This is a genomic window from Bradyrhizobium sp. CCH5-F6 (assembly GCF_001556045.1).
GTDB lineage: Bacteria > Pseudomonadota > Alphaproteobacteria > Rhizobiales > Xanthobacteraceae > Bradyrhizobium.
In genome coordinates this window covers 26,958-52,727 of record NZ_LSIC01000162.1, presented here as the reverse complement: position 1 = coordinate 52,727, position 25,770 = coordinate 26,958, and the positions used below count along the sequence as shown (strand labels likewise).

The 25,770-nt window shown below is 64.8% G+C and carries 26 protein-coding genes and 1 other RNA gene; 5 read left to right on the top strand and 22 right to left on the bottom strand.

Annotation, left to right across the window (positions count from 1 at the left end):
• Nucleotides 1-1,054: glycine betaine ABC transporter substrate-binding protein (locus tag AX729_RS28450; RefSeq protein ID WP_061027509.1), on the top strand; the 1,054-nt coding region annotated here is incomplete at its 5' end.
• 136 nt (nt 1,055-1,190) lie between these two features.
• On the opposite strand, the gene AX729_RS28445 is transcribed toward AX729_RS28450, so the two are convergent.
• Together AX729_RS28445 and AX729_RS28440 are read right to left on the bottom strand one after the other, a co-directional pair.
• Nucleotides 1,191-2,903 carry a sulfatase-like hydrolase/transferase gene (locus AX729_RS28445; protein ID WP_061027508.1) on the bottom strand — a complete coding sequence of 571 codons (1,713 nt, stop codon included), beginning with the start codon at nt 2,901-2,903 and terminating at the stop codon, nt 1,191-1,193.
• A 211-nt stretch (nt 2,904-3,114) separates the two neighbouring features.
• Nucleotides 3,115-3,768, bottom strand: coding sequence for a TetR/AcrR family transcriptional regulator (locus tag AX729_RS28440; protein ID WP_061027507.1), 654 nt, complete (start codon nt 3,766-3,768; stop codon nt 3,115-3,117).
• A gap of 107 nt (nt 3,769-3,875) precedes the next feature.
• Here AX729_RS28440 and AX729_RS28435 point away from each other — a divergent pair, with 107 nt between their 5' ends.
• Nucleotides 3,876-4,496: a hypothetical protein gene (locus tag AX729_RS28435; protein ID WP_061027506.1), complete on the top strand. Its 621-nt coding sequence runs from the start codon at nt 3,876-3,878 to the stop codon at nt 4,494-4,496.
• Nucleotides 4,497-4,506: 10 nt separating this feature from the next.
• Here AX729_RS28435 and AX729_RS28430 read toward each other — a convergent pair whose 3' ends face one another.
• The 8 genes from AX729_RS28430 to miaA all read right to left on the bottom strand — a co-directional run bounded on the left by AX729_RS28430 (nt 4,507) and on the right by miaA (nt 12,895).
• Nucleotides 4,507-5,355, bottom strand: coding sequence for an SDR family oxidoreductase (locus AX729_RS28430; RefSeq protein WP_061027505.1), 849 nt, complete (start codon nt 5,353-5,355; stop codon nt 4,507-4,509).
• A gap of 526 nt (nt 5,356-5,881) precedes the next feature.
• Entirely contained in the window at nt 5,882-6,901 is a 1,020-nt protein-coding gene (gene ilvC, locus AX729_RS28420) for a ketol-acid reductoisomerase (RefSeq protein ID WP_061027512.1), read from the bottom strand.
• Between the two features lie 133 nt (nt 6,902-7,034).
• Nucleotides 7,035-7,637 carry a LysE family translocator gene (locus AX729_RS28415; protein ID WP_061027511.1) on the bottom strand — a complete coding sequence of 201 codons (603 nt, stop codon included), beginning with the start codon at nt 7,635-7,637 and terminating at the stop codon, nt 7,035-7,037.
• Between the two features lie 7 nt (nt 7,638-7,644).
• A complete protein-coding gene (locus AX729_RS28410; protein ID WP_061027503.1) occupies nt 7,645-8,535 on the bottom strand; it encodes an EamA family transporter in 891 nt (296 codons plus the stop codon).
• A gap of 47 nt (nt 8,536-8,582) precedes the next feature.
• Nucleotides 8,583-9,278: a class I SAM-dependent methyltransferase gene (locus tag AX729_RS28405; protein WP_061027502.1), complete on the bottom strand. Its 696-nt coding sequence runs from the start codon at nt 9,276-9,278 to the stop codon at nt 8,583-8,585.
• Between the two features lie 3 nt (nt 9,279-9,281).
• Nucleotides 9,282-9,824: an acetolactate synthase small subunit gene (gene ilvN / locus AX729_RS28400; RefSeq protein ID WP_061027501.1), complete on the bottom strand. Its 543-nt coding sequence runs from the start codon at nt 9,822-9,824 to the stop codon at nt 9,282-9,284.
• 25 nt (nt 9,825-9,849) lie between these two features.
• Nucleotides 9,850-11,625: an acetolactate synthase 3 large subunit gene (locus AX729_RS28395; protein ID WP_061027500.1), complete on the bottom strand. Its 1,776-nt coding sequence runs from the start codon at nt 11,623-11,625 to the stop codon at nt 9,850-9,852.
• Nucleotides 11,626-11,953: 328 nt separating this feature from the next.
• Complete coding sequence (gene miaA, locus AX729_RS28390; protein ID WP_061027499.1) at nt 11,954-12,895, bottom strand: tRNA (adenosine(37)-N6)-dimethylallyltransferase MiaA; 942 nt, start codon at nt 12,893-12,895, stop codon at nt 11,954-11,956.
• 11 nt (nt 12,896-12,906) lie between these two features.
• Between miaA and serB the strand changes: the two genes are divergently transcribed.
• Entirely contained in the window at nt 12,907-13,812 is a 906-nt protein-coding gene (gene serB, locus AX729_RS28385; RefSeq protein WP_061027498.1) for a phosphoserine phosphatase SerB, read from the top strand.
• Between the two features lie 117 nt (nt 13,813-13,929).
• Here the strand turns inward: serB and AX729_RS28380 are convergent, their stop codons facing one another.
• The 12 genes from AX729_RS28380 to AX729_RS28325 all read right to left on the bottom strand — a co-directional run bounded on the left by AX729_RS28380 (nt 13,930) and on the right by AX729_RS28325 (nt 24,649).
• Nucleotides 13,930-15,447, bottom strand: a complete 1,518-nt coding sequence (locus AX729_RS28380) for a Do family serine endopeptidase (protein WP_061027497.1) — start codon at nt 15,445-15,447, stop codon at nt 13,930-13,932.
• A 142-nt stretch (nt 15,448-15,589) separates the two neighbouring features.
• Nucleotides 15,590-15,796, bottom strand: a complete 207-nt coding sequence (locus AX729_RS28375; protein WP_061027496.1) for a DUF2065 domain-containing protein — start codon at nt 15,794-15,796, stop codon at nt 15,590-15,592.
• 74 nt (nt 15,797-15,870) lie between these two features.
• A complete protein-coding gene (gene hflC, locus AX729_RS28370; protein WP_061027495.1) occupies nt 15,871-16,764 on the bottom strand; it encodes a protease modulator HflC in 894 nt (297 codons plus the stop codon).
• Entirely contained in the window at nt 16,761-17,900 is a 1,140-nt protein-coding gene (hflK, locus tag AX729_RS28365) for an FtsH protease activity modulator HflK (protein WP_061027494.1), read from the bottom strand. The genes hflC and hflK overlap by 4 nt, the downstream gene beginning before the upstream one ends.
• Before the next feature lie 153 nt (nt 17,901-18,053).
• Nucleotides 18,054-18,563 carry a dihydrofolate reductase gene (locus tag AX729_RS28360; protein WP_061027493.1) on the bottom strand — a complete coding sequence of 170 codons (510 nt, stop codon included), beginning with the start codon at nt 18,561-18,563 and terminating at the stop codon, nt 18,054-18,056.
• Nucleotides 18,563-19,048, bottom strand: coding sequence for a GNAT family N-acetyltransferase (locus tag AX729_RS28355; protein ID WP_061027492.1), 486 nt, complete (start codon nt 19,046-19,048; stop codon nt 18,563-18,565). Before AX729_RS28355 ends, AX729_RS28360 begins: the two co-directional genes overlap by 1 nt.
• A gap of 5 nt (nt 19,049-19,053) precedes the next feature.
• Nucleotides 19,054-19,848, bottom strand: a complete 795-nt coding sequence (locus AX729_RS28350; RefSeq protein ID WP_061027491.1) for a thymidylate synthase — start codon at nt 19,846-19,848, stop codon at nt 19,054-19,056.
• A 188-nt stretch (nt 19,849-20,036) separates the two neighbouring features.
• Nucleotides 20,037-21,017 carry a tripartite tricarboxylate transporter substrate binding protein BugD gene (locus tag AX729_RS28345; RefSeq protein ID WP_061027490.1) on the bottom strand — a complete coding sequence of 327 codons (981 nt, stop codon included), beginning with the start codon at nt 21,015-21,017 and terminating at the stop codon, nt 20,037-20,039.
• 133 nt (nt 21,018-21,150) lie between these two features.
• On the bottom strand, nt 21,151-22,665 hold the full coding sequence (locus AX729_RS28340) for a tripartite tricarboxylate transporter permease (protein ID WP_061027489.1): 1,515 nt from the start codon (nt 22,663-22,665) through the stop codon (nt 21,151-21,153).
• A gap of 7 nt (nt 22,666-22,672) precedes the next feature.
• Nucleotides 22,673-23,431 (bottom strand): tripartite tricarboxylate transporter TctB family protein, encoded by a 759-nt coding sequence (locus AX729_RS28335; protein ID WP_061027488.1) that lies wholly within the window; start codon nt 23,429-23,431, stop codon nt 22,673-22,675.
• Nucleotides 23,432-23,525: 94 nt separating this feature from the next.
• Complete coding sequence (locus AX729_RS28330) at nt 23,526-24,056, bottom strand: chromate transporter (protein ID WP_061027487.1); 531 nt, start codon at nt 24,054-24,056, stop codon at nt 23,526-23,528.
• Complete coding sequence (locus AX729_RS28325) at nt 24,053-24,649, bottom strand: chromate transporter (protein ID WP_061027486.1); 597 nt, start codon at nt 24,647-24,649, stop codon at nt 24,053-24,055. Before AX729_RS28325 ends, AX729_RS28330 begins: the two co-directional genes overlap by 4 nt.
• Before the next feature lie 84 nt (nt 24,650-24,733).
• Here AX729_RS28325 and ssrA point away from each other — a divergent pair.
• Nucleotides 24,734-25,100, top strand: a transfer-messenger RNA (tmRNA) gene (gene ssrA, locus AX729_RS28320).
• A gap of 115 nt (nt 25,101-25,215) precedes the next feature.
• Nucleotides 25,216-25,734, top strand: coding sequence for an SspB family protein (locus tag AX729_RS28315; protein WP_061027485.1), 519 nt, complete (start codon nt 25,216-25,218; stop codon nt 25,732-25,734).
• Nucleotides 25,735-25,770 lie beyond the last annotated feature (36 nt).

The window sequence follows — 25,770 nt, the reverse complement described above, 5'->3', positions numbered from 1 at the left end:
CGCCACGCTATCGACGCCGATCGGGCAGACCAGCCTCGGCAACTACATCTTTGCCGGGCTCCAGACCCAGAACTGGGTGTTCGTGCTGTTCGGCTGCCTTGCCTCGGCCCTGCTCGCGCTCGCCGTCGATCAGTTGCTTGGCCTGATCGAAAGCGGCCTGCGTCATCGCAGCCGCCTGCGCGCAACGTTCGGCTGTCTCGGGATCGCCGCCCTCGTTGCCGCAACGCTGGTGCCGACCATGGGACGCCCGTCGCAGAGCTATGTCATCGGCGCCAAGACGTTCGCCGAGCAATACGTGCTGTCAGCGCTGCTGAGGGACCGCCTCCAGGCCGCAGGCCTCCCGGCCACGACGCGCTCGGGCCTCGGCTCCAGCGTGATCTTCGAGGCGCTGAAGGCCGGGGACATCGATCTCTGCATCGATTATTCCGGTACGCTCTGGGCCAACCAGTTGCACCGCACCGACATCAAGCCGCGCGCCGAGCTGCTCGCGGAGCTGAAGACCGCGCTCGCGAAGGAGAACATCACCCTGTTCGGCGAGCTCGGCTTCGAGAACGCCTATGCGCTGGTGATGCCGCGGAAGCGCGCCGAAGCGCTCGGTATCCGAACCATCACCGATCTCGCCGCGCACGCATCGACGCTGTCGATTGCCGGCGACTACGAGTTTTTCTCCCGGCCGGAATGGGCCGCGCTGGAGAAGGCCTATGGCCTTTCATTCCGCGCCCAGCGCCAGATGCAGCCGGATTTCATGTATGCGGCGGTCGCCAGCGGCGAGGTCGACGTCATCGCCGGCTACACCAGCGACGGACTGATCGCGAAATACGATCTCAAAGCGCTCGACGATCCCCGGCAGGCGATTCCGCCTTACGATGCGATACTGCTGCTCGCACCGAAACGCGCCGGTGACGAGCAATTGCGGGCCGCGCTCAAGCCGCTGCTCGGCAAGATCGACATCGCCACCATGCGCGAAGCCAATCTGCGCGCTAGCGGCAACGATGCGAATTCATCGCCCGATGCGGTGGCGAGGTGGCTGTGGGAGAAGGTGGGTCAGCGCTAGGACAGACGTCGGTAGGGTTAGGCAAAGGCGGCGCCGGCGCCGTGCCCACCGTCTCGACACGCGCAACAGGATGGTGGGCACGCTTCGCTTTGCCCACCCTTCGAATTGGCCTTCGCCAGCACGACGTGGAGACCCACTACAGCCCCCTGATCATCCCCGCGTCGATCAGCAACCGGTTCAGCCGCCGCGCCTCGGCGCCGTCCTTGCAGCCGTAGAAGATGCCCTTGCAGCGGAGCATGATCTCCTTTTGCTCGGCGAAGGAGGGGTCGAGCGGAATGCCCGCGGCTTCCTGGATCACCAGCGGCAGATAGGGGCCGTCGATCGTGTCCATCACGGCCGCGCTCTTCACCGGCTCGAAATTGACGGCGTCGATCGCATAATAGGTCGCGTAGAGGCGCGGATCGTAAGCGTCGAGCTTCTTGCCGAGAGCGCCCTCGTCGAGCCCGGGCTCGAGGATAGCAGGCGCGAACTCCGGCTGATGATCGCCGTAGCGCACGATCAGGAAAGGCTCGCCGGGAAAATTCTTCTTCAGCCCGGCGATGAAAGCCTTGTACTGCTCGGCACTCATCGCCTGCCGGCGCAGATATTCGTCGATGGACGGCTCGTTGCCCGGCGCGCGCCAGTTCGGCAGCAGGTCGGGACGGAAACGCGTACCCCAGGGGAAATGGTTGGCGCCGAGATAGATGAAGGTGAACAGCGGCTTGTTCGGCGGTTGCTGCCCGATCAACTGGAGCGCCTTGTCGTAGAAAAAGCCGTCGGGCTCGACGTCCTTGGCGCCGAGATCCTTCGAATCCAGGAAGCGGTCGATGCCGGTCGTCGTCTGGAAGCTGCGCGCGGCCATGAAGCCGCCATGGGCGGGATAGAGCGACATGGTGTCGTAGCCGCAGCGGCGCAGCGCCAGCGGCAGGCCGCGCTCGACGCGGTTCGAGGCGATGCGCGTCACGAAATAGGCGAAGCGGCCGAACGAGCGCGAGGAGAGGCCGGCGAGCACGTTGTATTCGGTGAACCAGCTCGGTCCGCCGTTGCTCTCGGCCAGGAACGTGCGCTGCTTGCCGTCCCAGGACTTGAAGTGATCGCCATAGCGCGGCGGCACCTTGACGCCCTGCGCGGCGCGGATGTCGAAGCTCGATTCATCATGGATCATGATGATGTTCGGCCGGCGGCCGGCGGGGTGGCAGGCATCCACCAGCGGCATGTTGAGCCGCTCATCGGTCGAGGGGGCCGATTCCATGAAGCCGTACTGCACGAAGTCGGAAACCGAACTGACGCCGGAGCGGAAGAACTTCGAGAGATAGCCGTCGTCGTAATAGCCGCGCCAGGCCTCGTCCGGGTGGTAGAGCGAATAGCCGACCAGCGCGGCAAGGCAGGCGAGCTTGCAGGCGAGCGCCGGAAGGCGACGGATGCGGAAGGGATCGAGCCACCACAGCGCATACATCAGCGGCAGCGTGACGAGGCCGGCCAGGATCACCGACCAGCGCAGATTCGGGAAGATCGTGAACAGGAACGCGACGGTGTCGCGGTCGATCATCATCAGGTCGATGAAATTGACCGTCATCTGCACGACGTCGTGCTTGAGCCGCGACAGCAGCACCAGCACGACGACCATGGTCAGCGACAGCGCGCCGGAGAGTGCCGGCCGTCGCAGCAGTGCGATCCAGAAGAAATTGAGGAGGCCCCAGGCCAGCGCGAAAGAGAGCCGCGAGCCGAAATCGGTCTCGGTCTCGTACATCAGCGCGAGCGCTGCCAGATGCGGCGTCGCGACCGCGAGCAGCCGCCAGATGCCGAGCGCGGCGACGCTCGCCAGCACGGCGGTCGTGGCAGAGGGACCTGGATTGGGCGCGGACGCCATCGACGACACGCAACTTCTGGTCCGGCGCGGTGATGCCAAGCCTTCCGCCCTCGAAGAGGTCAGCGGCGTCCGGAGCAGCCGGAAACCTGCACCGTGTCATAAAACTGTAACGGAACGGTCAAGGACAGGCAACGCAAGGTGCGCCCCGATCTTCGCTTAATGTTAGCGGGAGGCGAAGCGTCGCACGGCGGCAGAGGGAGCGCTCGCCGCGTCAGGGCTTGGCGATCCCCGCGATGAACAGGTCGAGCACTCCTTCCGCCATCCGCTCGATCTCACCCTCCCCCACGCCCCAGCGCGGAAAATGGCCGTCGAGATTCATCCGGGCGAAACCGTAGACCAAGGCGCGGCCGGCGATCTGGACGCGCTTGAGGTCCGCCGGCCGCAACAGGCCCTGCTCAGCAGCATCAGCCAGCATCTGCGCCGACAGCGCGATCAGCTCGGCATTGTCGCGGCTCAGCGCGGCCGAACCGTCATGGGCGAAGTAGCGGCCCGTGGAGATGATCTCGAAATGGGCTGGGTTGTGCATCGCCCAGCGCAAGTAAGCGAGGCCGAAGGCGCGGAAGCGGGCGAGCGGGTCGGCGGCGGGAGCCTTATCCAGCGCCGCCTCGATCTCGGCGCGGAAGCGGCGCTGCGCTTCCTCGGCCACTGCCGTCATCAAGGCATCGCGATTGGGAAAGTGCCGGAAAGGCGCACCCGGCGACACCGCGGCCCGGCGCGCGGCCTCACGGACCGAAACCTCTGCACCTTCGGCTGCCAGCTGCAGCGCAGCATCGATCAGCACGCGGCGGAGGTCGCCGTGATGATAGGGCCGGGCTTGGGGCGTTCGGCGGTGGGCGCGCGGCTTGGAGGTCTGGCGGGCGGGCATGGCGCTTTGTAGCATCACCCGAACGTGAATGTAATCACCGATTACACAGTTGACGGCCGCGCCCGCTCCGAATGTAATCGATGATTACATAGTGAGGGAGATCGCCGATGTCACGAGGTCAAAACTGGTTCGAAGGCTGGCGGCTGCTTACGGTCCTCTCCTTGAGCCTGGTCGTGCTGAGTCTGTGGATCGCCTCGATGCGGCAGTTCGAGGTTGAGGGCGTCCGCATGGTGATCCGCTTCACCGCGAGAAGCTCGCTCCTGTTGTTCTGCCTCGCCTTCAGCGCCGCCGCGCTTGCGCGGATCTGGCCGAATGGCTGGACGCGATGGCAGCGCCGCAACCGCCGCTATCTCGGTTTGAGCTTTGCGGTCTCCCACGGCATCCACGCGTTGGCGATCGCCATCTTCGCCAAGTTGGATCCGGTGGGCTTTGCCGATGCCACCTCGGCCGTCTCCTACGTTTTCGGCGGCATCGGCTATGCCTTCATCGTCGCCATGAGCGCGACTTCGTTGGACCGCACCGCAGCGCTGATCGGCCCGCGCGCCTGGCGCGCGCTGCACCTTGTGGGCGGCTATTATCTCTGGTTCCAGTTCATGGTGTCGTTCGGCAAGCGCGTCCCGACGATGCCGCTCTATGCCGCGTTCCTCCTTCCGCTGCTCATCGTGTTGACGCTGCGCATGATCGCGATGGCCCGCCACCCAAGCGGGCGAACCGCCGCGGCGGGCTGAGGCTCCGGCGTCACTGCGGCAGCAACCCGAGCCGCTTGGCGATGATGCGGTCGAGCGTCCGCTTCGGCAGCATGGCCGCAATCAGGTGTCGCATCGGGTCCGGCGTGATCTGGTAGCGCACCTTGGGGCTTGCCGCGGTCAGCGCCTCGAACACGATTTCGGCGATGCGCTCGGCCGGCAGCCCCTTCGCGCCGAGCTCCATCATGACGGCCATGACCTTGTTGAGCGCCGGCAGATAGGGCGAGTTCTTGTAGACGGAGAGATCGACCTGTTCGGCCTTGCCCCAGATCGGCGTCATGACCGCCCCGGGGGCGACGATAATGACGTCGATCCCGAACAGCATCAGCTCGCGGCGCAGGCTCTCCGACAGGCCTTCGATGGCGTGCTTGGAGGTGCTGTAAGGCGCCAACAGCGGATTGCCGTTCTTGCCCGCGACCGAGCTGATCATCACGATCCGCCCCTTCGGTCCTTTCAGCGACGGATCTGCGCCGAGCAGCGGCCCGAAGGCCTGGGTCGCGATGACCGGGCCGATGACGTTGACGTCCATCTGGCGCCGGAAATCGTCGGCCGACAATTCGAGGACGGGACCCGCGACCGCGATGCCCGCATTGTTGACGAGACCGGCCAGCGTCTCGCCGCCCAGCGCCTCGCGGACGGTTCGCGCGGCCGCGAGGACGGCGGCCTCGTCGGTGACGTCGAACAGCAGCGGCGCGAAGCCGGCGCCGAGCTCATCCTTGAGGCGATCGGCGTCAACCTGCTTGCGGACACTTCCGAACACGCGATAGCCGCGCCCGATCAGAAGTTTCGCAATGGCCCAGCCGATGCCGGTGGATGCCCCGGTCACGACGACTGATCGCATGGTCCCCTCCCCTCAAGCTCCCCACAATCATGCCGGAGAAGGCCGCGCCAACGCAATGGACCGCGGTTCTCCGGCCTCGCAAGGACGGTAGAACTGGCGCGCGCAACGCGCGGCAAGAAGGCGCAGGAGATGTCGATTCTTGGGATCTCGCGACACATGAACGTCGCGCGGCGGATCGATCGCACGATGAGAATACAGATGAAGAGCCGATTCCGAGACTCTGAAGACGCTAACGTTTTGGTGTTCAAAAGCGCGCGGCAAATCGCCGGAAACGGCGCGCGATCAAGAATGTGGTTTAAGCGTCAGTTCTTCGCGCTCAGGATGCACGTGAACGCGTGAAGAATGTGGATGAAGCAGCAATGCTTCCGCGCAAGATGAAAAGAGCGAGACCGCTGCTTGCGATCTCGCTCGAATCTAGTCGCGAAGATTTAAGATTTGGTGTCGCGCCGAGCCCGGACGCGGCCGCATGGACTCCGGATCAGCAGCACACCACTGAAGTGCTGCGCTGCGTCCGGGGAGCGACAGCTCAGTTCTTGGTCTTGTCGACCAGCGCGCCCTTCTTGATCCAGGGCATCATGTCGCGCAGCTTGGCGCCGACTTCCTCGATCGGGTGCGCGGCGAGCTTGGCGCGGGTCGCCTTGAACGAGGTCTGGTTGACCTTGTTCTCGAGCATCCAGTCGCGGGCGAACTTGCCGCCCTGGATGTCGGCCAGAACCTTGCGCATCTCCTTCTTGGTCTCCTCGGTGATGATGCGCGGGCCGGTGACGTACTCGCCATATTCGGCGGTGTTGGAGATCGAATAGTTCATGTTGGCGATGCCGCCTTCATAGATCAGGTCGACGATCAGCTTCACTTCGTGCAGGCACTCGAAATAGGCCATCTCCGGCGCGTAGCCGGCTTCGACCAGGGTCTCGTAGCCACCCTTGATCAGCTCGACCAGGCCGCCGCAGAGCACGACCTGCTCGCCGAACAGGTCGGTCTCGCACTCTTCCTTGAACGTGGTCTCGATGATGCCGGCGCGGCCGCCGCCGATGGCGGAAGCATAGGACAGGCCGAGGTCATGGGCGTTGCCCGAAACGTCCTTGGCGATCGCGATCAGGCAGGGCACGCCGCCGCCGCGCTGGTATTCCGAGCGGACGGTGTGGCCGGGACCCTTCGGCGCGATCATCAGCACGTCGAGGTCGGCGCGCGGGTCGAGCAGGTTGAAGTGGACGTTGAGGCCGTGCGCGAAAACGAGGGCGGCGCCCTTCTTCATGTTGTCGTGCAGGTGCTCGCGGTAGATGTCGCCCTGAAGCTCGTCCGGGGTGAGCATCATGACGAGGTCGGCCCATTTGGCGGCTTCGGCGACTTCCAGCACCTTGAAGCCGGCAGCTTCCGCCTTCTTGGCCGAGGCCGAGCCCTTGCGCAGCGCAATGGCGACTTCCTTGACGCCGGAATCCTTCAGGTTGAGCGCATGGGCGTGGCCCTGGCTGCCGTAGCCGACGATGGCGACCTTCTTGCCCTTGATCAGGTTCAGGTCGGCGTCGCGATCGTAATAAACACGCATGGTCGTTTCCTCGTTCAGGGCCGAAAATCGGCCGATGGTCAATGTCCGAAGGGTGAAATTTGCGGATTTCGGGGGCTGTCTAGAGCATTTTCAGCCCTGAGGGAAACCCGTTTCTGCATGGAAATCCGCGACATCATGCATCCATGAAAACGGGGTAGAGGGAGGCCAGCAGCAGGATCGCCATCAGGATGTTGAAGGCGCGCACCAGCCGCTCGGAGCTCAGGACCGGCCGCAGTGCAGTGCCGAACAGAGCCCAGACCACGGTCGAGACCGTGCCGACGAGTAGGCTGATCACGGTCTGGATGGCGATGTTGAGCGGGAATTGGGCGATCGCGGCATAGGCTGTGATGGTGCCGATCACGATGACCCAGCCCTTGGCATTGATCCACTGAAACATGGCCGCGCCCCAGAAGGTCATCGGGCCGCGGGCCTTCTCCTCGCCCGGCTTGGCTGGACCCGACATGGCGATCGCCACAGCCAGGTAGATCAGGTAGGCGGCGCCGGCATATTTCAGGATGGTCTGGAGGATCGGATAGGTCAGGAACACGGTGCCGAGCCCGAGGCCGACGGCGGCGACCATGAAGGCGAAGCCGATGGTGATGCCGGCGATATGAGGAATGGTGCGGCGGAAGCCGTAGGTCAGCCCTGACGACAGCAGCATGATGTTGTTCGGCCCTGGCGTGAAGAACATCACGAGGGCGAAGATGACGAAGGCATAGAGCAACGATTGCGACATGCTCACCTCACGCGGTCCCCGGCAGCGGCTCGTCAGGCAAGGCCTTGGGACGCTTCGCCAGCACCATCACGGCGATGCCGCCGATCACGGTCAGCATGCCGGCGAGGCGCAGGGGTCCGAACCGCTCGCCGAACGCGATGCTGGAGGCCGCCGAGCCAACGAACGGCACGAGCAGCGCGAACGGCACCACTTGCGCGGCGGGATAGTCGCGCAGCAGGCGGCCCCACAGCCAATAGGCGATGCTGGTGGAGATGCCGCCGAGCATCAGCATGCAGAGAGCCGACTTAAGCGATATCTGCGTCAGCGACGTCCAGGTCGGCGCCGGCCCGTTGGCAATCAGCGCCAGGACGAACATCGGCACGGCCGAGGCGAGACACAGCCAGGCAAACAGGTCGAACATCGGCACGCCGCGGGCGCCACGCAGCAGGAGATTTCCGACGGCGAAGCTGAGCGGCGAGATCATCAGCACCGCGAAGGCCGCGACGCTGAAATCGTAGCCGACGGTGCCGCAGATCATTAAAAGGCCGGCTGCCGCGATGAGGATGCCGAGCGTCTGCACCGCCGTCGGCCGCTCACCGAACGCGATGGCGGCAAAGCCGATGGTGAACAGCGCCTGGCTCTGCACCACGACCGAGGCCAAGCCCACCGGAACGCCATGGGCGATGCCATAGGCCTGGCTCAGGAACTGGCCGAGGAACAGCGTGAAGCTGATTGCAATCAGAAGAGACCATGCAATCTTCGGCTTTCGGATGAACAGGCACGGGACCGCGGCAATGATGAAGCGCAGCGACGTCATCAACTCCGGCGACAGCTCGTCGAGCGCAATCCGGCTCGCCACGAAGGCAAGTCCCCAGATGATCGCTACCGTGACGGCGATGAGAATGTCGGCCGGCTTCATCGTTGTTCCCGGTTCTGCACTGCTCGTGCAGCCCTGTTGTTTCTTGTCTAGCCTTGCTCGCCGGCTTTCGGTTTCCGCAGCAGATATGTGCCGTGCATGGGGGCGTGGTAGTCGGCCGAGACCAGCGTGAAGCCGACGTCGGTCAGCATCCGCTCCATCACCCAGCCGAAGGTCGAATATTCGTCGCGCATGTGCGTCACGACGCCTTCGCGCGAAAAGTCGTGGTTCTTGATCTGGAAGTCGGCCCACTGCTCGACATCGCGCTCGATCGCGTCCGGCATCGAGACGTAGACGATGTCGCGCAGGTAGAAGCTCGCGCCCGGCTTCAGCGCGCGATGGATCCGCGACATCGCAACGGCCTTCCAGAAATCAGGCAGATGATGCAGCGTGAACTCGCTTACGATCAGGTCGTAGGACTCGGGCCGGTAGGAGAAGCTCAGCAGGCCGGCCGATTGGGTGCGGACCGGCGCCTTGCGGTCGCGCGCGTAGATCTCGGCGAGCGCCAGCATCGCCGGCGAGATGTCGATGGCGTCGACGTCGGCGCCCATCAGGGCAGCCTCGGTGGCCAGCACGCCGTTGCCGCAGCCGATGTCGGCGATGCGCCAGCCGCGCTGGACGCCTAGCATTTTCAGCGCGGCGCGCGCCCGCAGATCGGCATCCTCGTGGCTATCGTAGATCGACGCCACTGCGGGCCCGATCCCCATCCGATTCCGCTCGTTGTAGTACCAGTCGCGCGCCAGCATGGTTCACATCCCTTCGGGCCCGCGACCGATCGCGGCAACGCCCGTGCGCGACACCTCGACGAGACCGAGCGGGCGCATCAGGTCGATATATTGGTTGATCTTGTCCGTATTGCCTGTGATCTCGAACACAAAGCTCTCGGTGGTGGCGTCGATCACGCGGGCGCGGAACGCATCTGCGAGCCTGAGCGCCTCGACCCGGTGCTCGCCCTGCCCGCGCACCTTCACCATGGCAAGCTCGCGCTCGATCGAGCGCTTGGTCTGGGTCATGTCAACGACGCGGTAGACGGGGATCATGCGGTCGAGCTGGTGCTTGATCTGCTCGATCACCATCGGCGTGCCCGTGGTGACGATGGTGATGCGCGACAGGTGCTTCTGCGCCTCGGTCTCCGAGACCGTGAGGCTCTCGATGTTGTAGCCGCGGCCCGAGAACAGGCCGATGACGCGCGCGAGCACGCCGGGCTCGTTCTGCACGAGCACCGAAAGCGTGTGCGTCTCGTTGGGCTCGTGGCGGTCCTCGATGAAATAGGCGGATGCGGGCTGGTTCATTGTCGTCCCCCTCGAATGTCTCTCGTCACACCAGCGCCTTGCCGCCGGCGAATGCCTTCGCGGTCGCCTCGTCGTTGGCCTGCTCCGGCAACAGCATCTCGTTGTGCGCCTTGCCGGAAGGGATCATCGGGAAGCAGTTCTCCAGCGCGGCGACGCGGCAGTCGAACAGCACCGGGCGCTTGACCGAGATCATTTCCTTGATGGCGCCATCGAGATCGGCCGGCTTGTGCACCTGGAGGCCGACGGCGCCATAGGCTTCCGCGAGCTTGACGAAATCCGGCAGCGCCTCCGAGTAGGAATGCGACAGACGGTTGCCGTGCAGCAGCTGCTGCCACTGCCGCACCATGCCCATGTACTGGTTGTTCAGGATGAAGATCTTGATCGGCAGCTCGTACTGCACGGCCGTCGACATCTCCTGGATGGTCATCTGCACCGAGGCATCGCCCGCGATGTCGATGACGAGGCTGTCCGGATGCGCAACCTGCACACCGACCGCCGCCGGCAGGCCATAGCCCATGGTGCCGAGACCGCCCGACGTCATCCAGCGATGCGGCTCCTCGAAGCCGTAGAACTGCGCCGCCCACATCTGGTGCTGGCCGACTTCGGTCGTGATGTACGTGTCCTTGCCGCGCGTCGCCTCGAACAGGCTCTGGATCGCGTGCTGCGGCAGGATGACGTCGTTGCTCTTCTTGTAATAGAGCGAGTTGCGGGCGCGCCACTGCGCGATCTGCTGCCACCACGACTTGATGTCCGGCTTCTTCGCCTCCGCCTTGAACACCTGGAGGATATCGCCGAGGATGTTGCCGCAATCGCCGATGATCGGCACGTCGACACGGATGTTCTTGTTGATCGAGGACGGATCGATGTCGATGTGGATCTTCTTCGAGCCAGGAGAGAACGCATCGACGCGACCGGTGATGCGGTCATCGAAGCGCGCGCCGACGCACAGCATGACGTCGCAATCATGCATGGTCATGTTGGCTTCGTAAGTTCCGTGCATGCCGAGCATGCCGAGCCAGTTCTTGCCCGACGCAGGATAAGCTCCGAGGCCCATCAGCGTGGAGGTGATCGGAAAGCCGGTGACCTCGACCAGTTCGCGCAGGAGCTTGGTCGCCTCGGGGCCGGAATTGATCACGCCGCCGCCGCTGTAGATCACCGGGCGCTTGGCATTGGCGAGCAGGGCCACCGCCTTGCGGATCTGCGTCGCATCGCCCTTCACGCGCGGCGCATAGGAGCGGTGCACGTCGGACTTGCGCGGCGGATGATAGGTGCCGGTGGCGAACTGCACGTCCTTGGGCACGTCGACGAGCACCGGACCCGGGCGGCCCGAGGTCGCGACGTAGAAGGCCTCGTGCAGGACCTTGGCGAGGTCGTTGACGTCGCGCACCAGCCAGTTGTGCTTGGTGCAGGGGCGCGTGATGCCGACGGTGTCGCATTCCTGGAACGCGTCGTTGCCGATCAGGTGCGTCGGCACCTGGCCGGAGATGCAGACCAGCGGGATCGAATCCATCAGCGCGTCGGTGAGCGGGGTCACCATGTTGGTGGCGCCCGGACCAGAGGTCACCAGCGCAACGCCCGGCTTGCCGGTCGAACGCGCATAGCCCTCGGCGGCATGGCCCGCGCCCTGCTCGTGACGGACCAGGATGTGCTGCACCTCGCTCTGCTGGAAGATCTCGTCATAGATCGGAAGCACCGCGCCGCCGGGGTAGCCGAAAATGTCGGTCACGCCGTGATCGATGAGCGCGCGGACGATCATCGCGGCGCCGGTCATCTGGTTCGGATCGTGGCTCTTGTCGCTCATTGGCTTGCTCCGGATGCGCTGTTGTCAGCGGCTTCGTTCGTGTCGGGTTCGGGAAATAAAAAAGGCCCCGAAGAGGGCCCATGCACACCGCCTGTCTTGTGGATGGCAGCTAGCCACCCCCGGCGGTGTGCCTGGGTACGACGGCGATAAGAAGTTTGGTAATAATGTTACGCATGGCAGGCGTTCAGCTTCCCAAAGGTTGCGCGAAACATAGCGGTCAAAGCCCGGATGTCAAGGCAATGTGGCCGTTCCGTCGCGATTTTGGCAGTGTAGCGGCGTTCCCGGAGTTCGGCGAGAGGTAAATTCGGGAACCCGGCAGAAAAGCACGTCAGTGTGCGGTACGCGCCGCATTCACGGCGGCCGCCAGCCATCCCCTCGCCGCCTCCGGTTTCACCCACTCGAATTCAGGCAATTGGTGCCGGAACCAGGTGAATTGCCGCTTGGCGTAGTGGCGGGTGTCAGCGCGCCCAATGCCGGCAGCCTCCTCCAGGCTGAGCTCGCCGCGCAGATGCCGGATCAAGGCCGGCACGCCATGGGCTTTCATCGCCGGCAGCAGCGGATCGAGATGCCTCGCGGCGAGCCGCTCGACTTCCCTGAACGCGCCGGCTCCCAACATGGCGTCGAAGCGGGCATCGATGCGGGCATAGAGCTCTTCCCGCTCGGGCGCGAGAAAAATCGCGCGAAAACTGTCCTTGGGCAGCAGCGGCGGCTGGCCCTCCCGGTGCCAGTCGAGCAGCGAACGTCCGGTTGCCTCGATCACCTCGAGCGCGCGCGCAATGCGCGTGCGGTCACGCAGGTTCAATCGCTCGGCCGCGCCCGGATCGCGGCGCGCAAGTTCCGCATGCAGCGCCTCGACGCCATTCCGGTCCAACCGCGCGCGCACATCGTCCCGCACCTCGGCGGGGATCGGCGGCACCACGGAAAGGCCCGCGGTCAGCGCCTTGAAATAGAGCCCGGTGCCGCCGATGAAGATCGGCAAACGGCCGCGAGCCCTCGCTTCATCGAGCGCTTTCGCCGCGTCGCTGACCCAGGCGCCAGCCGAGAAGTTCACGGCGGCATCGACATGACCATAGAGACGATGCGGCACGAGCGCCTCATCCGCCGCCGTCGGCCGCGCCGTGATGATGCGGAGGTCGCGATAGACCTGCATGGAATCGGCATTGATGACGACGCCGTCGGTGGCGAGCGCCAGTTCGAGCGCCAGCGCCGACTTGCCGCTGGCGGTCGGGCCTGCGATAAGCACGGCCTTGCCTGAATGCCCCTCGCTCACGAAAACCTCAAATGTCCCTCGTCGCCACGCTGATCTGCAACCCCGACAATCCCGCGCTCGACTCCACCATCGTCGATGGCGCCCGCGCCGTGCTGCCACAGGCAGCTCCCGCGCACTGGCTGTTCGACGGGGTTGCGGTCGACATTCCCTTCGGCGCCGACAGTAACCTCGAAGGCGACCGCCACGCCATCGAGCAGCGGCTCCGCGAGCTGCGCGGCGACCTGCCCATCGACATCGTCGTGCAGCCAGCCGGCGTCCGGCGCAAGAAGCTTTTCCTCGCCGACATGGATTCCACCATGATCGGCCAGGAATGCATCGACGAGCTCGCCGATCTCGTCGGGGTGAAGGCGCATGTCGCCGCCATCACCGAACGCGCGATGCGCGGCGAGATCGAGTTCGAGCCGGCGCTGCGCGAGCGCGTCGCGCTGCTCAAGGATCTGCCCGCCAGCGCCGTCGACGAAGTGCTGGACAAGCGCATCACACTGACGCCGGGCGGCCGCGAACTGGTCGCAACCATGCGCAAGCATGGCGCCTATACCTGCCTCGTCTCCGGCGGTTTCACGCTGTTCACGAGTGCGGTCGCCGCCAAGATCGGTTTCCAGGAGAACCGCGCCAACGAGCTCGTCGTGCGCGACGGCAAGTTCACCGGTGAGGTGAAGGAGCCGATCCTCGGCCGCGCAGCGAAGCTCGCCACGCTGGTGGACCTGATGGAATCCTTCGATCTCGACGACATCGACTCGGTCGTGGTCGGCGACGGCGCCAACGATCTCGCGATGATCCAGGCGGCTGGGCTGGGCGTTGCGTATCACGCCAAGCCCGCGGTGGCTGCGGCCGCTGCCGCGCGGATCGATCACGGCGATCTCACCGCGCTGCTCTATGCGCAGGGGTATCGGCGCGACGAGTTCGTGGAGGGGTAGATCTTTCTCTCCGTCATTCCGGGGCGATACGAAGCATCGAACCCGGAATCTCCAGATTCCGGGTCTGGTGCTTGCGCACCATCCCGGAATGGCCGTGAGTGTGAGGCGATGCGTCAGCTACTGCACGCTCAGCGCCACGAAGCGCAGCTCGCCTTCGCCATTCGAGACCAGCAGCAGCACGGACTTCTTGCCGTCCTTCTTGAGCTGATCGACGCGCTTCTGGATGTCGGCACCGCTGGAAACGGCCTCCTGCGCCACCTCGACGATGACGTCGCCGGCGGACAGGCGCTTCTCGGCGGCGTCCGAGTTGGCATCGACATTGGTGACGACCACGCCCTTGACGCTGTCCTTGATCTTGTAGCGCGTGCGCAGATCCTTGCTCAGCGTTGCGAGATCGAGGCCAAGCGCCTTCTGTGTCGCGGGCTTCTCGGGCGCGGGCTCGTCCGTCTTCACCGCGGCCTGCACCTTGTCGGGATCCTGGAGGCGTCCCAGCGTGACCTTCTTGGTCTGCTCCTGGCCCTTGCGGATGACGATGACGTCGACCTCCTTGCCGACCGCCGTGTCGGCGACGACGCGCGACAGGTCCTTCGGGTCCTTGACGTCCTTGCCGTCGAACTTGACGACGACGTCGCCGGGCTCGATGCCGGCGGGCTTGGCCGGGCCCTTGTCGTCGACGCCGGCGACAAGCGCACCGCGCGCAGGCTTGATGTTGAGACTCTCGGCGATCTCGTCAGTGACGCTCTGGATGCGCACGCCAAGCCAGCCGCGGCGCAGCTCGCCGAACTGGCGGAGCTGATCGACGACGCCCACCACGGTCTTCGACGGCACGGCAAACCCGATGCCGATGGAGCCGCCGGAGGGAGAGATGATCAGCGTGTTGACGCCGATGACGTCGCCGTCGAGGTTGAACAGCGGACCTCCGGAGTTGCCGCGGTTGATGGAGGCGTCGGTCTGGATGTAGCTGTCGTATGGCCCCGAGGAGATGTCGCGGTTCTTGGCCGAAACGATGCCGGCCGTCACCGTGCCTCCCAGGCTGAAGGGGTTGCCGATCGCGACCACCCAGTCGCCGAGGCGCAGCTTGTCGGAGTCGCCGAACTTCACCGCGACCAGCGGCTTCGTCGGCTTGAACTTCAGCACGGCAAGGTCGGTCTTCTTGTCGACGCCGACAAGCTCGGCCTTGATCTTGGTGCCGTCGTTGAGGATGACGTGGATCTCGTCGGCGTCCGCGATGACATGGTTGTTGGTGACGACGACGCCCGCCGTGTCGATGATGAAGCCGGAGCCGAGCGAGTTGGTCTTGCGCGGCTGATTGTTCTCGCCACCCTTGCTGCCGCCACCGGGACCGCGGCGGTTCTTGAAGAAGTCGTCGAAGAACTCCTCGAACGGCGAGCCCGGCGGCAGTTGCGGCATCGTGTTGCCGCCGCCGCCCTTGGCCTCGACGGTTTGCGAGGTCGAGATGTTGACGACCGCGTCGATCACCTTCTCGGCGACGTCGGCGATGCCATCCGGTCCGCGCGCATGGGCCGCCGTGCCGAACGCACTGAAAGCACCGACGGCGAGCGCGGCCAGCCCAAGTCGCACACCAAGTCGCACGCTACGGCGCGAACGGGACGGGGCAGTGGTGGCAGCGGTCATTGTGATCTCCAGACAGAGGGATTCGGCGCCAGACTGCGCTCGAACGGGGGCACGGCGCAAGCGCGGAGCTTAGCGGCCCTCAAGACCCCGATAATACGGCGAAAACCGGTCCGGCGCCTTCACTTTGGCGTTGGCCTGATGGCTAAATGGGGCGCCGTATAACCCAGATCAGCACCAGGCCCGCCACGGCCGAGCCGATCCCGACCGCCCGGAGAATGTTGTCCGGCGTAGCGATGGCGCTCTTCATGGCTTTGCGCATCCAGTTGGGACTGGCCGCAAACATCAAGCCTTCAAGCACGAACAGGATGCCTAGGCCGATGAGGAAGTCGGCGAACGCAATGGACCTCATCGGAATGGAACCTCCCGTAGTGCTGTTATTATCTGGACAAAAGGGCGGCCAGACCGGCCGCCCCTTTTTCTAGCTTACGGCTTCGGCGCCTCGGTTGCCATCTTGCCGGACGGATTACTGAAGTACCGGAAGAAATCCGAGTCCGGCCGCAGCAGGAAGCGGGTGTCGTTCGAACGCAACCCGTTCTCATAAGCCGTCATCGACCGGTAGAAGGCGAAGAAGTCGGCGTCCTTGCCGTAAGCCTCGGCGAACAGGCGGTTACGCTCGGCGTCGCCAATACCACGCGTTTGCTCGGCCTGCGACCTCGCTTCTGCCTCGATCACGGTGGCTTCGCGGTCGGCCTTGGAGCGGATCTCCTGGGCCTTCTGGCCGCCTTGAGCGCGGAACTCGGCCGCCTCGCGCTCGCGCTCGGTCTTCATGCGCTGGTAGACCGCCTGGCTGTTCTGCTCCGGCAGGTCGGCGCGGCGTATCCGGACGTCGACGACCTCGATGCCGTAGCCGTCGGCCTCGCGGTCGAGCTGGTCGCGGATACGCAGCATCAGCTTCTCGCGATCGTCGCGCACCACGTTGATGAAGGTCACCTCGCCGAGCACGCGGCGCAGCGCCGCGTTCAGGAGCGTGGTGAGCTGGACGTTGGCAGCCTGGATCGAGCCGATGCTCTGATAGAAGCGCAGCGCATCCTTGATCCGGTAGCGCGCGAAGGCGTCGACCACGAGCCGCTTCTGGTCGGACGCGATCGCTTCCTGCGACGGATTCTCAAGGTCGAGGATCCGCTTGTCGATGTTGATCACGGAATTCCAAGGCGCCTTGAAATGCAGGCCGGGCGCAGTGACGACATCGACGGGCCGGCCGAACTGGAGCACGATAGTCTGCTCGGTCTGCTGAACCGTGAACAGCGACATGTAGCCGACGATCACGACGAGCAGGAGCCCGAGCAGCGTGACGATACCTGTGACCGGAGACCTCATCGGTTGCCTCCGCTCGACTGCGGACCGGTGGTAGGCGGCCGCTTGGTCGTCAATTCGCCGAGGGGCAGATAGGGCACGATGCCCTGGCCCGAGGCGCCGCCGCCGTCAAAAATGAGCTTGTCCGCGCCACCGAGCACGCGCTCCATGGTCTCCAGATAGATCCGTTCACGCGTCACGTCTGGCGCCTTCTTGTATTCCTCGTAAACCTTCAGGAAGCGCGCGCTTTGGCCCTTGGCCTCGGCGACCGCCTGCTCCCTGTAGCCTTCGGCAGCCTGCAGGATCTGCGCTGCACGGCCGCGTGCCTGCGGCACCACCTGGTTGGCGTAAGTCTGCGCTTCGTTCTGCAGCTGCTCGAGATTGGCGCGCGCCGCCTGGACGTCACGGAAGGCGTCGATCACCTGCGCCGGCGGATCCACCTTCTGCATCTGCACCTGGCTGATCTGGATACCCGCGCCATAGCTGTCCAGAGTCTTCTGGATCAGTTCGTGCACGTTCTGCTCGGTGACGTTCCGCGCGCCGGTCAGGATCGGCTGGATCTGCGAGCGGCCGATCACCTCGCGCATCGCGCTCTCGGCCACCGCCTTCACGGTGCCTTCGGGGTTCTGGATGTTGAAGAGGAAGTTGCCGACGCCGTCGGGCTTGATGCGCCACAGCACGGTGAAGTCGACGTCGACGATGTTCTCGTCGCCGGTCAGCATCAGGCTCTCTTCCGGCACGTCACGAACGGAGCGGCCGCGCCGCGCCGGATCGTCGATCAGCGTCATGCCGATGGAGATGGTGTTGACGCGCAGCGCCTTGGGCAGCAGCACGGTCTCGATCGGATAAGGCAGATGATAGTTCAGGCCCGGCTGCACGGTTCGGACGTGCTTGCCGAAGCGCAGCACGACACCGAGCTCTTCGGACTGCACGCGGAAGAAGCCCGACAGCAGCCAGAATGCGGCGATCAGCAGGATGATCAGCGTGATGCCGATGCCGGAGAAATAGCCGCCCGGCATGATTTGCTGGAGGCGGTCCTGGCCGCGGCGCAGAAGGTCTTCCAGATCCGGCGGCCTCGGCCCAACCGGTTGCGGGCCTGAGCCCCATGGTCCCTTTGGACCCGAGCCCCATGGGCCACCGCCCTGATTCTTCCACGGCATTCGATGCTCTCCTCGGCAGGGTGGAATTGCCCCCGCCCGCTTTGTCCGGTCCGGCTTTATAGGGGACAGGCAGGTCCCTTACAACGCAACCCGGGCCGACTTCCGAGCTATGCTCGGGGACGAAAAAGTCAATGTAAACATTGACGAATGCGGTTAATGGCCCGCCCGCCGACGATATGTCACATAGGAGAAGTCGGCGCTGTCGTCGGGGCCGGCCGGATGACGGATGCGCGTCGTCTCCTCCCACCCCGCCTTGTCGACGTCGAAATGCGTGTCGCCCTCGGGCCGCGCATGCACTTCGGTGATTTCGAGGCGATCGGCGCGATCGAGCCACTGCCGGTAGACCTCGGCGCCGCCGATCACCGCGATCTCAGTGACCGAACGCCGCAGGGCATCGCCAAGCGCGACCGCCTCCGCAGCCGCAGCCGATGTCGTGACGACGGCGCCTGCGGCACGATAAGCCGTATCGCGCGTGATCACGATGTTGGTGCGGCCCGGCAGTGGCCGGCGCAGGGATTCGAAGGTCTTGCGGCCCATGATCACCGGCTTTCCGATCGTGAGCGCCTTGAAGCGGGCCATGTCGGATTTCAATCGCCACGGAATGGCGTTGCCGGCGCCGATGACGCCGTTCTCCGCGATGGCGACGACGAAGACGATCTCCATCAGGGCGCGCTCCCGGCAAGCCGCCTCAGCGCAGGCCCGGTGACGCGGCACAATGTCCAGTCGTCCATCATGACCGCACCGAGCGACTTGTAGAACGCGATCGACGGCGCGTTCCAGTCGAGCACCGCCCATTGCAGGCGCGACCAGCCGTTCTCGACGCATTCCCTGGCGAGATAGACCAGCAGCGCCTTGCCGAGGCCCCTGCCCCGATGCGACGGCCGCACGTAGAGATCTTCGAGATAGATGCCGTGGCGGCCGCTGAAGGTGGAAAAATTCGCAAACCACACCGCGAAGCCGACCGGCTCGGCGTTCCACTCCGCGATCGCACAATAGAGTTGCGGCCGGTCGCCGAACAGCGCGTCGGCGATGTCAGCCTCGGTCGCCTCCACCTCGTGCGAGAGCTGTTCGTATTCGGCAAGCTCGCGGATGAAGGAAAGAACGAGCCCGGCTTCGCCCGGGCGTGCGCGGCGGATGGTCAGCGACATCTGCGCTAGACCGCGACTTCCGCCTTGATGTGCGGATGCGGATCGTAGCCGACGAGCTCGAAATCCTCGAAGCGGAAGGAGAAGATGTCCTTCACGTCGGGATTGATCCGCATCGCCGGCAGCGGGCGCGGCGCGCGGGTGAGCTGGAGCTTCGCCTGCTCGAGATGATTGGAATAGAGATGGGTGTCCCCGAACGAATGCACGAAGTCGCCGGGCTTCAGCCCGGTGACCTGCGCCACCATCATGGTGAGCAGCGCATAGGAGGCGATGTTGAAGGGCACGCCGAGGAAGACGTCGGCGGAGCGCTGATAGAGCTGGCAGGACAGCTTGCCGCCTGCGACGTAGAACTGGAACAGGCAATGGCACGGCGGCAGCGCCATCTTGTCGACCTCGGCCGGATTCCAGGCCGATACGATCAGGCGTCGCGAGTCCGGATTGCGCTTGATCATTTCGACGACGTTGGCGATCTGGTCGATGCTGCGGCCGTCCGGGGCGGGCCAGGAGCGCCATTGATGGCCATAGACCGGGCCGAGATCGCCATTGGCATCGGCCCACTCGTCCCAGATGGTAACGCCGTTGTCGCGCAGATATTTGATGTTGGTGTCGCCCTTCAGGAACCAGAGCAACTCGTGGACGATCGCCTTCAGCGGCAGCCGCTTTGTGGTCAGCATCGGGAAGCCGGCCGACAGATTGAAGCGCATCTGGTGGCCGAACACCGAGAGCGTGCCGGTGCCGGTCCGGTCGGTCTTCTCGGCGCCGTCTGAGAGAATCCGCTCGAGCAGGTCCTGATACTGGTGCATGTGCCAAAAACCCTGGGACGACGGCAGCCTTTTGGGGGAGGCGGCGAACTTAGCGGCCACCCCCGCGCTGCGACAGCGGCGATTCGCTACTCCAATTGATTATACCCGGAAAAATGAGTGTTCCCGGCACAAACGACAAGGGCGGAACTGACGTCCCGCCCTTCTGCCTATCGGGTTGATTGCATTGCCTAAGTTGCCGGCTTGAGCACCGGGGTCCACTTCGCGATCTCGCTCTTGACGAGGGCGGCCAGCGCTTCCGGGGTCCGTTCGGCGGGACCCGGGATGACACTGCCGAGGTCGAGCAGACGCTTGCGCACGGTCTCGTCGTCGAGCGCCTTGACGACCGCCGCGTTCAGGCTCGCCACGATCGCGGGCGAGGTTCCCTTGGGTGCGAACATCGCATTCCAGGCCTGGGCCTGGAACTTCGGCAAGCCCGCTTCCGTCGTCGTCGGCACGTTCGGCAGCGACGGATTGCGCTCCGGCGTTGCGATCGCATAGGCCTTGATGGTGCCGGCGTTGATCTGCGGCACGGCGTTGACGATCTGGTCGCACATGTAATCGACCTGGCCCCCCACCAGCGCATTCATCGCAGGTCCCGTGCCGTTGAAGGGCACGCCGACCGGCTTGATGTCGAGGATCGAGTGGAGAAGCTCGCATGAGACGTGCGAGACCGAGCCGACGCCGGCATGCGCGGCGTTCACCTTCTCGGCGTTCGCCTTCACATAGGCAACGAACTCCTTGAGGTCCTTCGGCGGGAAGTCCTTGCGCGCCAGGATCAGGATCGGCGTGCCCGCCAGCAGCGCGATCGGCTCGAAATCCTTCTCGGGATGATAGGCGAGCTTCGGATAGAGCGGCACCGATGCAGCATGGGTGCCCATGTGGCCGGTGATCAGCGTATAGCCGTCGTTGGCCGCGCGCGCAGCGCGCGTGGTCGCGGTGGTGCCGCCGGCACCGACGACGTTCTCGATGATGATGCTTTGTCCCATCGTCTGCGCCATATGCCCGGTGACGATGCGCGAGATCACGTCAGTCGGCCCGCCGGCCGCGAACGGCACGATCATGGTGATGCTGCGTGTCGGGTAGGTCTGCGCCTCGGCCGGCGCGGTGAAGGTGGCAAGCGAAGCAAGCGCTGCGGCACATGCGCCCGTGAGCGCGCGAAGAAAGGTCATGTGGATCCCCTTGGACACAAAGACTGCCGGCCCAAAGGCCGGTATTTTCATTTCACTAAGCCGTCACACAAGTCGATTCGACTTCCGAATGCGGCGCGCCGACGCAGGGCGTGGCGCGACGCAGGGCGCGACCTCAGTTCTCGGACTCGGTGAACACCTCGTCGCGCTTGGCACGCAACGCCGGTAGCACCGTAAGGACGAGGAGGCTCGCCGCAACCGCCAGCAGCACCGCCGACAGCGGACGCGTCAGGAACACGCTCCAGTCGCCGCGCGAGATCAGCAGCGCGCGGCGGAGGTTCTCTTCCATCAGCGGTCCCAGCACCATGCCGAGCAGCAACGGCGCCGGCTCGAAATCGTGCTTGATCAGCCAGTAGCCGACGAGACCGAAGATGCCGGCCAGGATGACGTCGACCGGGGCGTTGTTCACCGAATAGATGCCGATCGCGCAGAAGATCACGATCGAGGGGAACATCAGCCGGTACGGCACGCGCAAGAGGCGCACCCAGATTCCGACCAGCGGCAGGTTGATGATGATCAGCATCAGATTGCCGATCCACATCGAGGCAATCATGCCCCAGACGAGGTCCGGCTGCTTCTGCATCACCTGCGGGCCCGGCACGATGCCATGAATGGTCATCGCGCCCACCATCAGCGCCATCACCGCGTTCGGCGGGATGCCGAGGGTGAGCAGCGGGATGAACGAGGTCTGCGCCGCGGCGTTGTTGGCGCTCTCCGGTCCCGCCACGCCCTCGATCGCGCCGCGGCCGAACCGCGACGGGTTCTTGGCGAGCTTCTTCTCGAGCGTATAGGCCGCGAAGGACGCGATCACCGCGCCGCCGCCGGGCAGAATGCCGAGGATCGAGCCGAGCACGGTGCCGCGCAGGATCGGCGGCGCCGCGTCGCGCAGATCCTTTCTGGTCGGCATCAGGCCGGTGATCTTCTGCTGCACGAGGTCGCGGTTCATCCCGGCGCCATGGTCGAGGTTGCGGATGATCTCGGCAAAGCCGAACACGCCCATTGCCACCGTCGCAAAGCCGAGGCCGTCGGCGAGCTCCGGAATGTTGAAGGACATGCGCGAGGCGCCGGTCTCGATGTCGGACCCGACCATCGACAGCAGCAGACCAAACACGATCATCGCGATCGCTTTCAGCACCGAGCCCTTGGCCAGCACCACCGCGAAGATCAGGCCGAGCACCATCAGCGAAAAATATTCGGCCGGACCGAACGCCAGCGCGAGCTTTGTGAGCGGCGCACCGAGCAGGGCAATGAGCACGGTGGCGACGCAGCCGGCGAAGAACGAGCCGATCGCGGCGATCGCCAGCGCCGGGCCGGCGCGGCCCTGCTTCGCCATCTGGTGCCCGTCGATGGCGGTGACCACCGATGTCGCCTCGCCTGGAATGTTGACCAGGATCGACGTGGTCGAGCCGCCATACTGGGCGCCGTAATAGATGCCGGCGAGCATGATCAGCGCGCCGACCGGCGGCAGTCCGAAGGTGATCGGCAGCAGCATTGCGACGGTTGCAATGGTGCCGATGCCCGGAAGCACGCCGACCAGCGTCCCGACGAGGGCGCCAATCAGGCACATCAGCAGGTTGATCGGAGAGAAGGCGACGGCGAAGCCGTGAGCGAGGTTGGCAAAAATATCCATCACACCCTCACTGCAGGAAACGCGGAAACATCGGCATCGGCAGCCCGAGCACATAAGGGAAGAGTATCGCGCAGCCGACCGTCAGGCAGGCGCCGACGATCACCGCTTCCAGCCAGCGCGTCTCGTTGGAGCCTGTCGCCGCAATCATGAAGCTTGCGAAGGCCGTGACCACGACGCCGAGGGACCGGATCGACAGGGCGAAGAAGAGGATCGCGGCGACGACGAACAGCGGTCCACGCCAGGAGTAATGGGCCATCGCAGGCCCATCGGTCAGAAGACCGGTCAAGGCGATGCCGGCGGACAAGGCGACCAGGAGCCCGCCGAACATACGCGGCGCGGTCCCTGCGCCGAAGGAGAAGCCGCGCATGCCCTGCAAATCACTCGATGCCCACAGCGCGAACAGGGCGACCGCCATCAGGACGACGCCGCCGACATAATCTTGCGCCGAGCGGATCGTCATGAACAGCGTGAGAATCGCCACCGCAAACAGCGGATAGGAATAGATCAGCGCCAGCAGCACATCGGACGACATCTTCTTGGTGCCGCCGCCGAACGATCCGAATATGGCACTGGGCGCGCCGGCGAGCAGCGCCGTCACGTGGCTGGTGATCACCGTCGCCGGGCCGCGGCCGGCCCCCCAGCCGAAGATCGTTCCGATCGACCAGATCAATTCGAAGATCTGCGGCGCAATCGCCAGCAGACAAAAGCCAACCGCCAACCGGGTATTTCGGGTGGCTGTCGCTGAGTGGCCCATCGTGTCGGCCATGCCTGTCTCCTCCGCGACCGTAAGTCACGAGCACTGTTGTTCTAAATCGGCTGGAACTGGGTCCCCCGCCCGGATCACTGCCTAGCGATTTTCATCACACAATGCCAGCAAAACCCAACACGCCCCCGGCGAGAAGGAGCCAAAGAGGATTGATGCGCGAGACCGAGGCGATCACCGCAACCATTGCGGTCAGAAGCAGTGCAGCAATTGTCCGATCGGTCGACTGGGCCAGGATCAGGGCGCTCGCCGCCATCAGACCGATCGAGAGCGGAACCAGTGCAGCCTGGATCAGGCCGGGCCAGCGCGATTGGCTGGGCCGGTTCAGGAGCCGGCTCACATAATAGGCAAGCAACGCCGTCGGCAGGCACATCGCCAACGTCGCCGCCAGCGCGCCGGGGATGCCGGCCACGGCATAGCCGATTAACGTCACGATAAGCACGTTCGGACCTGGCGAGAGCTGCGCGATCGCATAGGCGTCGGCGAACTGCTTGTCGGTCATCCAGTGATTCACCTCGACCGCGATGCGATGCATCTCGGGCACCGCGGCCGCGGCACCGCCGACAGCGAATAGCGACATCAGACCAAACGTGGAGATCAGCGACCAGATGGGGCTGTGGCTGGTCATGCGGCTACTTTCCGCCGCAGCAAGCAAGTGACGCCCACGCTGACGGGGATCGCGACCAGCAGCACCGCCTGGAGCGGCAGGCGCAGCACGCCGATGGCGAGGAACACGCCGAGCATCAGGATCAGCGCGAGGGGATCCGCCCGCTTGAGCAACGGAGTCATCATGCGGAAGACCACCGCGATCAAGAGGCCGACCGCCGCGCAGGAGATGCCGGCAAGGATTCGGCGCAGCACCTCGGTATCGCCGAAACGGGCGTAGGCGATTGCCAGCGCCGTCATGATCAGCGTCGGCGGCAGCAACAGCCCGGTGAAGGCGGCAACGCCGCCGGCGATGCCGCGCAGCCGCGATCCGAACACCATCGACAGATTGACGATGTTGGGCCCGGGCAGGAAGTGGCAGAGAGCAAAGGTCTCGTTGAACTCGTCCGCGGTCATCCAGCGGTGCTGCTCGACGATGGCCCGGCGGGCAAACACCAGGACCCCGCCGAAACCGGCCAGCGACATCCTGGCGAAGGCCAGAAACAGCGCGAGAAGGCCTGGCGGTGCGGCGGCGAGATCCGGCTTCTGGACGGCCGGTGCTGAATCCGTGGACATGTCAGCAGCTTAGAACGGGGCTCCGGCGGTGGCCAAGACGATCCGGAACCTATCCCAAGGGAACCGCGGCCAATCCGCTCGAAACCTCTGTTTTTCGAAAGCTTTGCACCCTATATTGGGACTGCCGGTTCGCCGGCTATGGAAATAAACGGTCGTCGCAATAAACCATTCGGACCCGGGGGCGGTACCCGGCGCCTCCACCAAAGCCCACCATCGGGCTGGCCCAGAAGCGGGCTTTGGCGGGGGCGAAATAGGATCGACGAGGGCGTAAAGGGCGTACTTTTTCCCGGTATTGTTCCGCCGTTATCGGGCTACTGCAATAGTTGCCAACGACAACTTTGCTCCGGTTGCTCAGGCTGCGTAACGCAGTTTGAAAGACCACTCTAAAGTCCTAGCGGGTTAAGCTCCGCTAGGCGGGGTTCGGAGGCACCTGGCAACAGAAGCCTCCACTTTACTTTTCGATTTCTTCCCCGACGGGGACTCCTGCTGGCCCGTCAGGCGCGGTACTATTGCGGCTTGGCGAGTCGGACTGGCTGGTCTGGCTTCGGGGATGCAACAGGACCACCATGGCGACCGATCATATCCGATACGATGTGCTGGCCCGCGACGCGTTGCGCGGCGTGCTGCGCAAGGTGCTGACCGATGCCGCGGCCCATGGACTGCCGGGCGAGCACCATTTCTTCATCACCTTCGTGTCGAAGGCCGAGGGCGTGAAGCTGTCGCCGCGGCTGCTCGCGCAATATCCGGAAGAGATGACGATCATCCTCCAGCACCAGTTCTGGGATCTGACCGTGCTCGACGACCGTTTCGAGGTCGGCCTGTCCTTTGGCGGCATCCCGGAGCGGCTGGTGGTGCCGTTCAGCGCCATCAAGAGCTTCCTCGATCCGTCCGTGAAGTTCGGCCTCCAGTTCGACACCTCCGACGTCGCCGAGGTCGCGCCCGAGACTTTGCCGGCCGCGCCCGCGCCGTCGGCCGTATCGGTCCCGGCACCTGCGACCGAGAATGCGGAAGCCGGCGACGAGCCGACACCGCCGAGCCAGGGCGGCGCCGAAGTCGTGCGGCTCGATCGTTTCCGTAAGAAATGATCTAGGTTGGGCTCGAGCCCGTCGCACACAGCCAAA

Excerpts from the sequence above, each read along its gene's own strand:
- AX729_RS28445 (WP_061027508.1), bottom strand. The coding sequence starts at position 2,903 with ATGGCGTCCGCGCCCAATCCAGGTCCCTCTGCCACGACCGCCGTGCTG.
- AX729_RS28440 (WP_061027507.1), bottom strand. The coding sequence starts at position 3,768 with ATGCCCGCCCGCCAGACCTCCAAGCCGCGCGCCCACCGCCGAACGCCC.
- AX729_RS28435 (WP_061027506.1), top strand. The coding sequence starts at position 3,876 with ATGTCACGAGGTCAAAACTGGTTCGAAGGCTGGCGGCTGCTTACGGTC.
- AX729_RS28430 (WP_061027505.1), bottom strand. The coding sequence starts at position 5,355 with ATGCGATCAGTCGTCGTGACCGGGGCATCCACCGGCATCGGCTGGGCC.
- ilvC (WP_061027512.1), bottom strand. The coding sequence starts at position 6,901 with ATGCGTGTTTATTACGATCGCGACGCCGACCTGAACCTGATCAAGGGC.
- AX729_RS28415 (WP_061027511.1), bottom strand. The coding sequence starts at position 7,637 with ATGTCGCAATCGTTGCTCTATGCCTTCGTCATCTTCGCCCTCGTGATG.
- AX729_RS28410 (WP_061027503.1), bottom strand. The coding sequence starts at position 8,535 with ATGAAGCCGGCCGACATTCTCATCGCCGTCACGGTAGCGATCATCTGG.
- AX729_RS28405 (WP_061027502.1), bottom strand. The coding sequence starts at position 9,278 with ATGCTGGCGCGCGACTGGTACTACAACGAGCGGAATCGGATGGGGATC.
- ilvN (WP_061027501.1), bottom strand. The coding sequence starts at position 9,824 with ATGAACCAGCCCGCATCCGCCTATTTCATCGAGGACCGCCACGAGCCC.
- AX729_RS28395 (WP_061027500.1), bottom strand. The coding sequence starts at position 11,625 with ATGAGCGACAAGAGCCACGATCCGAACCAGATGACCGGCGCCGCGATG.
- serB (WP_061027498.1), top strand. The coding sequence starts at position 12,907 with ATGTCCCTCGTCGCCACGCTGATCTGCAACCCCGACAATCCCGCGCTC.
- AX729_RS28380 (WP_061027497.1), bottom strand. The coding sequence starts at position 15,447 with ATGACCGCTGCCACCACTGCCCCGTCCCGTTCGCGCCGTAGCGTGCGA.
- AX729_RS28375 (WP_061027496.1), bottom strand. The coding sequence starts at position 15,796 with ATGAGGTCCATTGCGTTCGCCGACTTCCTCATCGGCCTAGGCATCCTG.
- hflC (WP_061027495.1), bottom strand. The coding sequence starts at position 16,764 with ATGAGGTCTCCGGTCACAGGTATCGTCACGCTGCTCGGGCTCCTGCTC.
- hflK (WP_061027494.1), bottom strand. The coding sequence starts at position 17,900 with ATGCCGTGGAAGAATCAGGGCGGTGGCCCATGGGGCTCGGGTCCAAAG.
- AX729_RS28360 (WP_061027493.1), bottom strand. The coding sequence starts at position 18,563 with ATGGAGATCGTCTTCGTCGTCGCCATCGCGGAGAACGGCGTCATCGGC.
- AX729_RS28355 (WP_061027492.1), bottom strand. The coding sequence starts at position 19,048 with ATGTCGCTGACCATCCGCCGCGCACGCCCGGGCGAAGCCGGGCTCGTT.
- AX729_RS28350 (WP_061027491.1), bottom strand. The coding sequence starts at position 19,848 with ATGCACCAGTATCAGGACCTGCTCGAGCGGATTCTCTCAGACGGCGCC.
- AX729_RS28345 (WP_061027490.1), bottom strand. The coding sequence starts at position 21,017 with ATGACCTTTCTTCGCGCGCTCACGGGCGCATGTGCCGCAGCGCTTGCT.
- AX729_RS28340 (WP_061027489.1), bottom strand. The coding sequence starts at position 22,665 with ATGGATATTTTTGCCAACCTCGCTCACGGCTTCGCCGTCGCCTTCTCT.
- AX729_RS28335 (WP_061027488.1), bottom strand. The coding sequence starts at position 23,431 with ATGGCCGACACGATGGGCCACTCAGCGACAGCCACCCGAAATACCCGG.
- AX729_RS28330 (WP_061027487.1), bottom strand. The coding sequence starts at position 24,056 with ATGACCAGCCACAGCCCCATCTGGTCGCTGATCTCCACGTTTGGTCTG.
- AX729_RS28325 (WP_061027486.1), bottom strand. The coding sequence starts at position 24,649 with ATGTCCACGGATTCAGCACCGGCCGTCCAGAAGCCGGATCTCGCCGCC.
- AX729_RS28315 (WP_061027485.1), top strand. The coding sequence starts at position 25,216 with ATGGCGACCGATCATATCCGATACGATGTGCTGGCCCGCGACGCGTTG.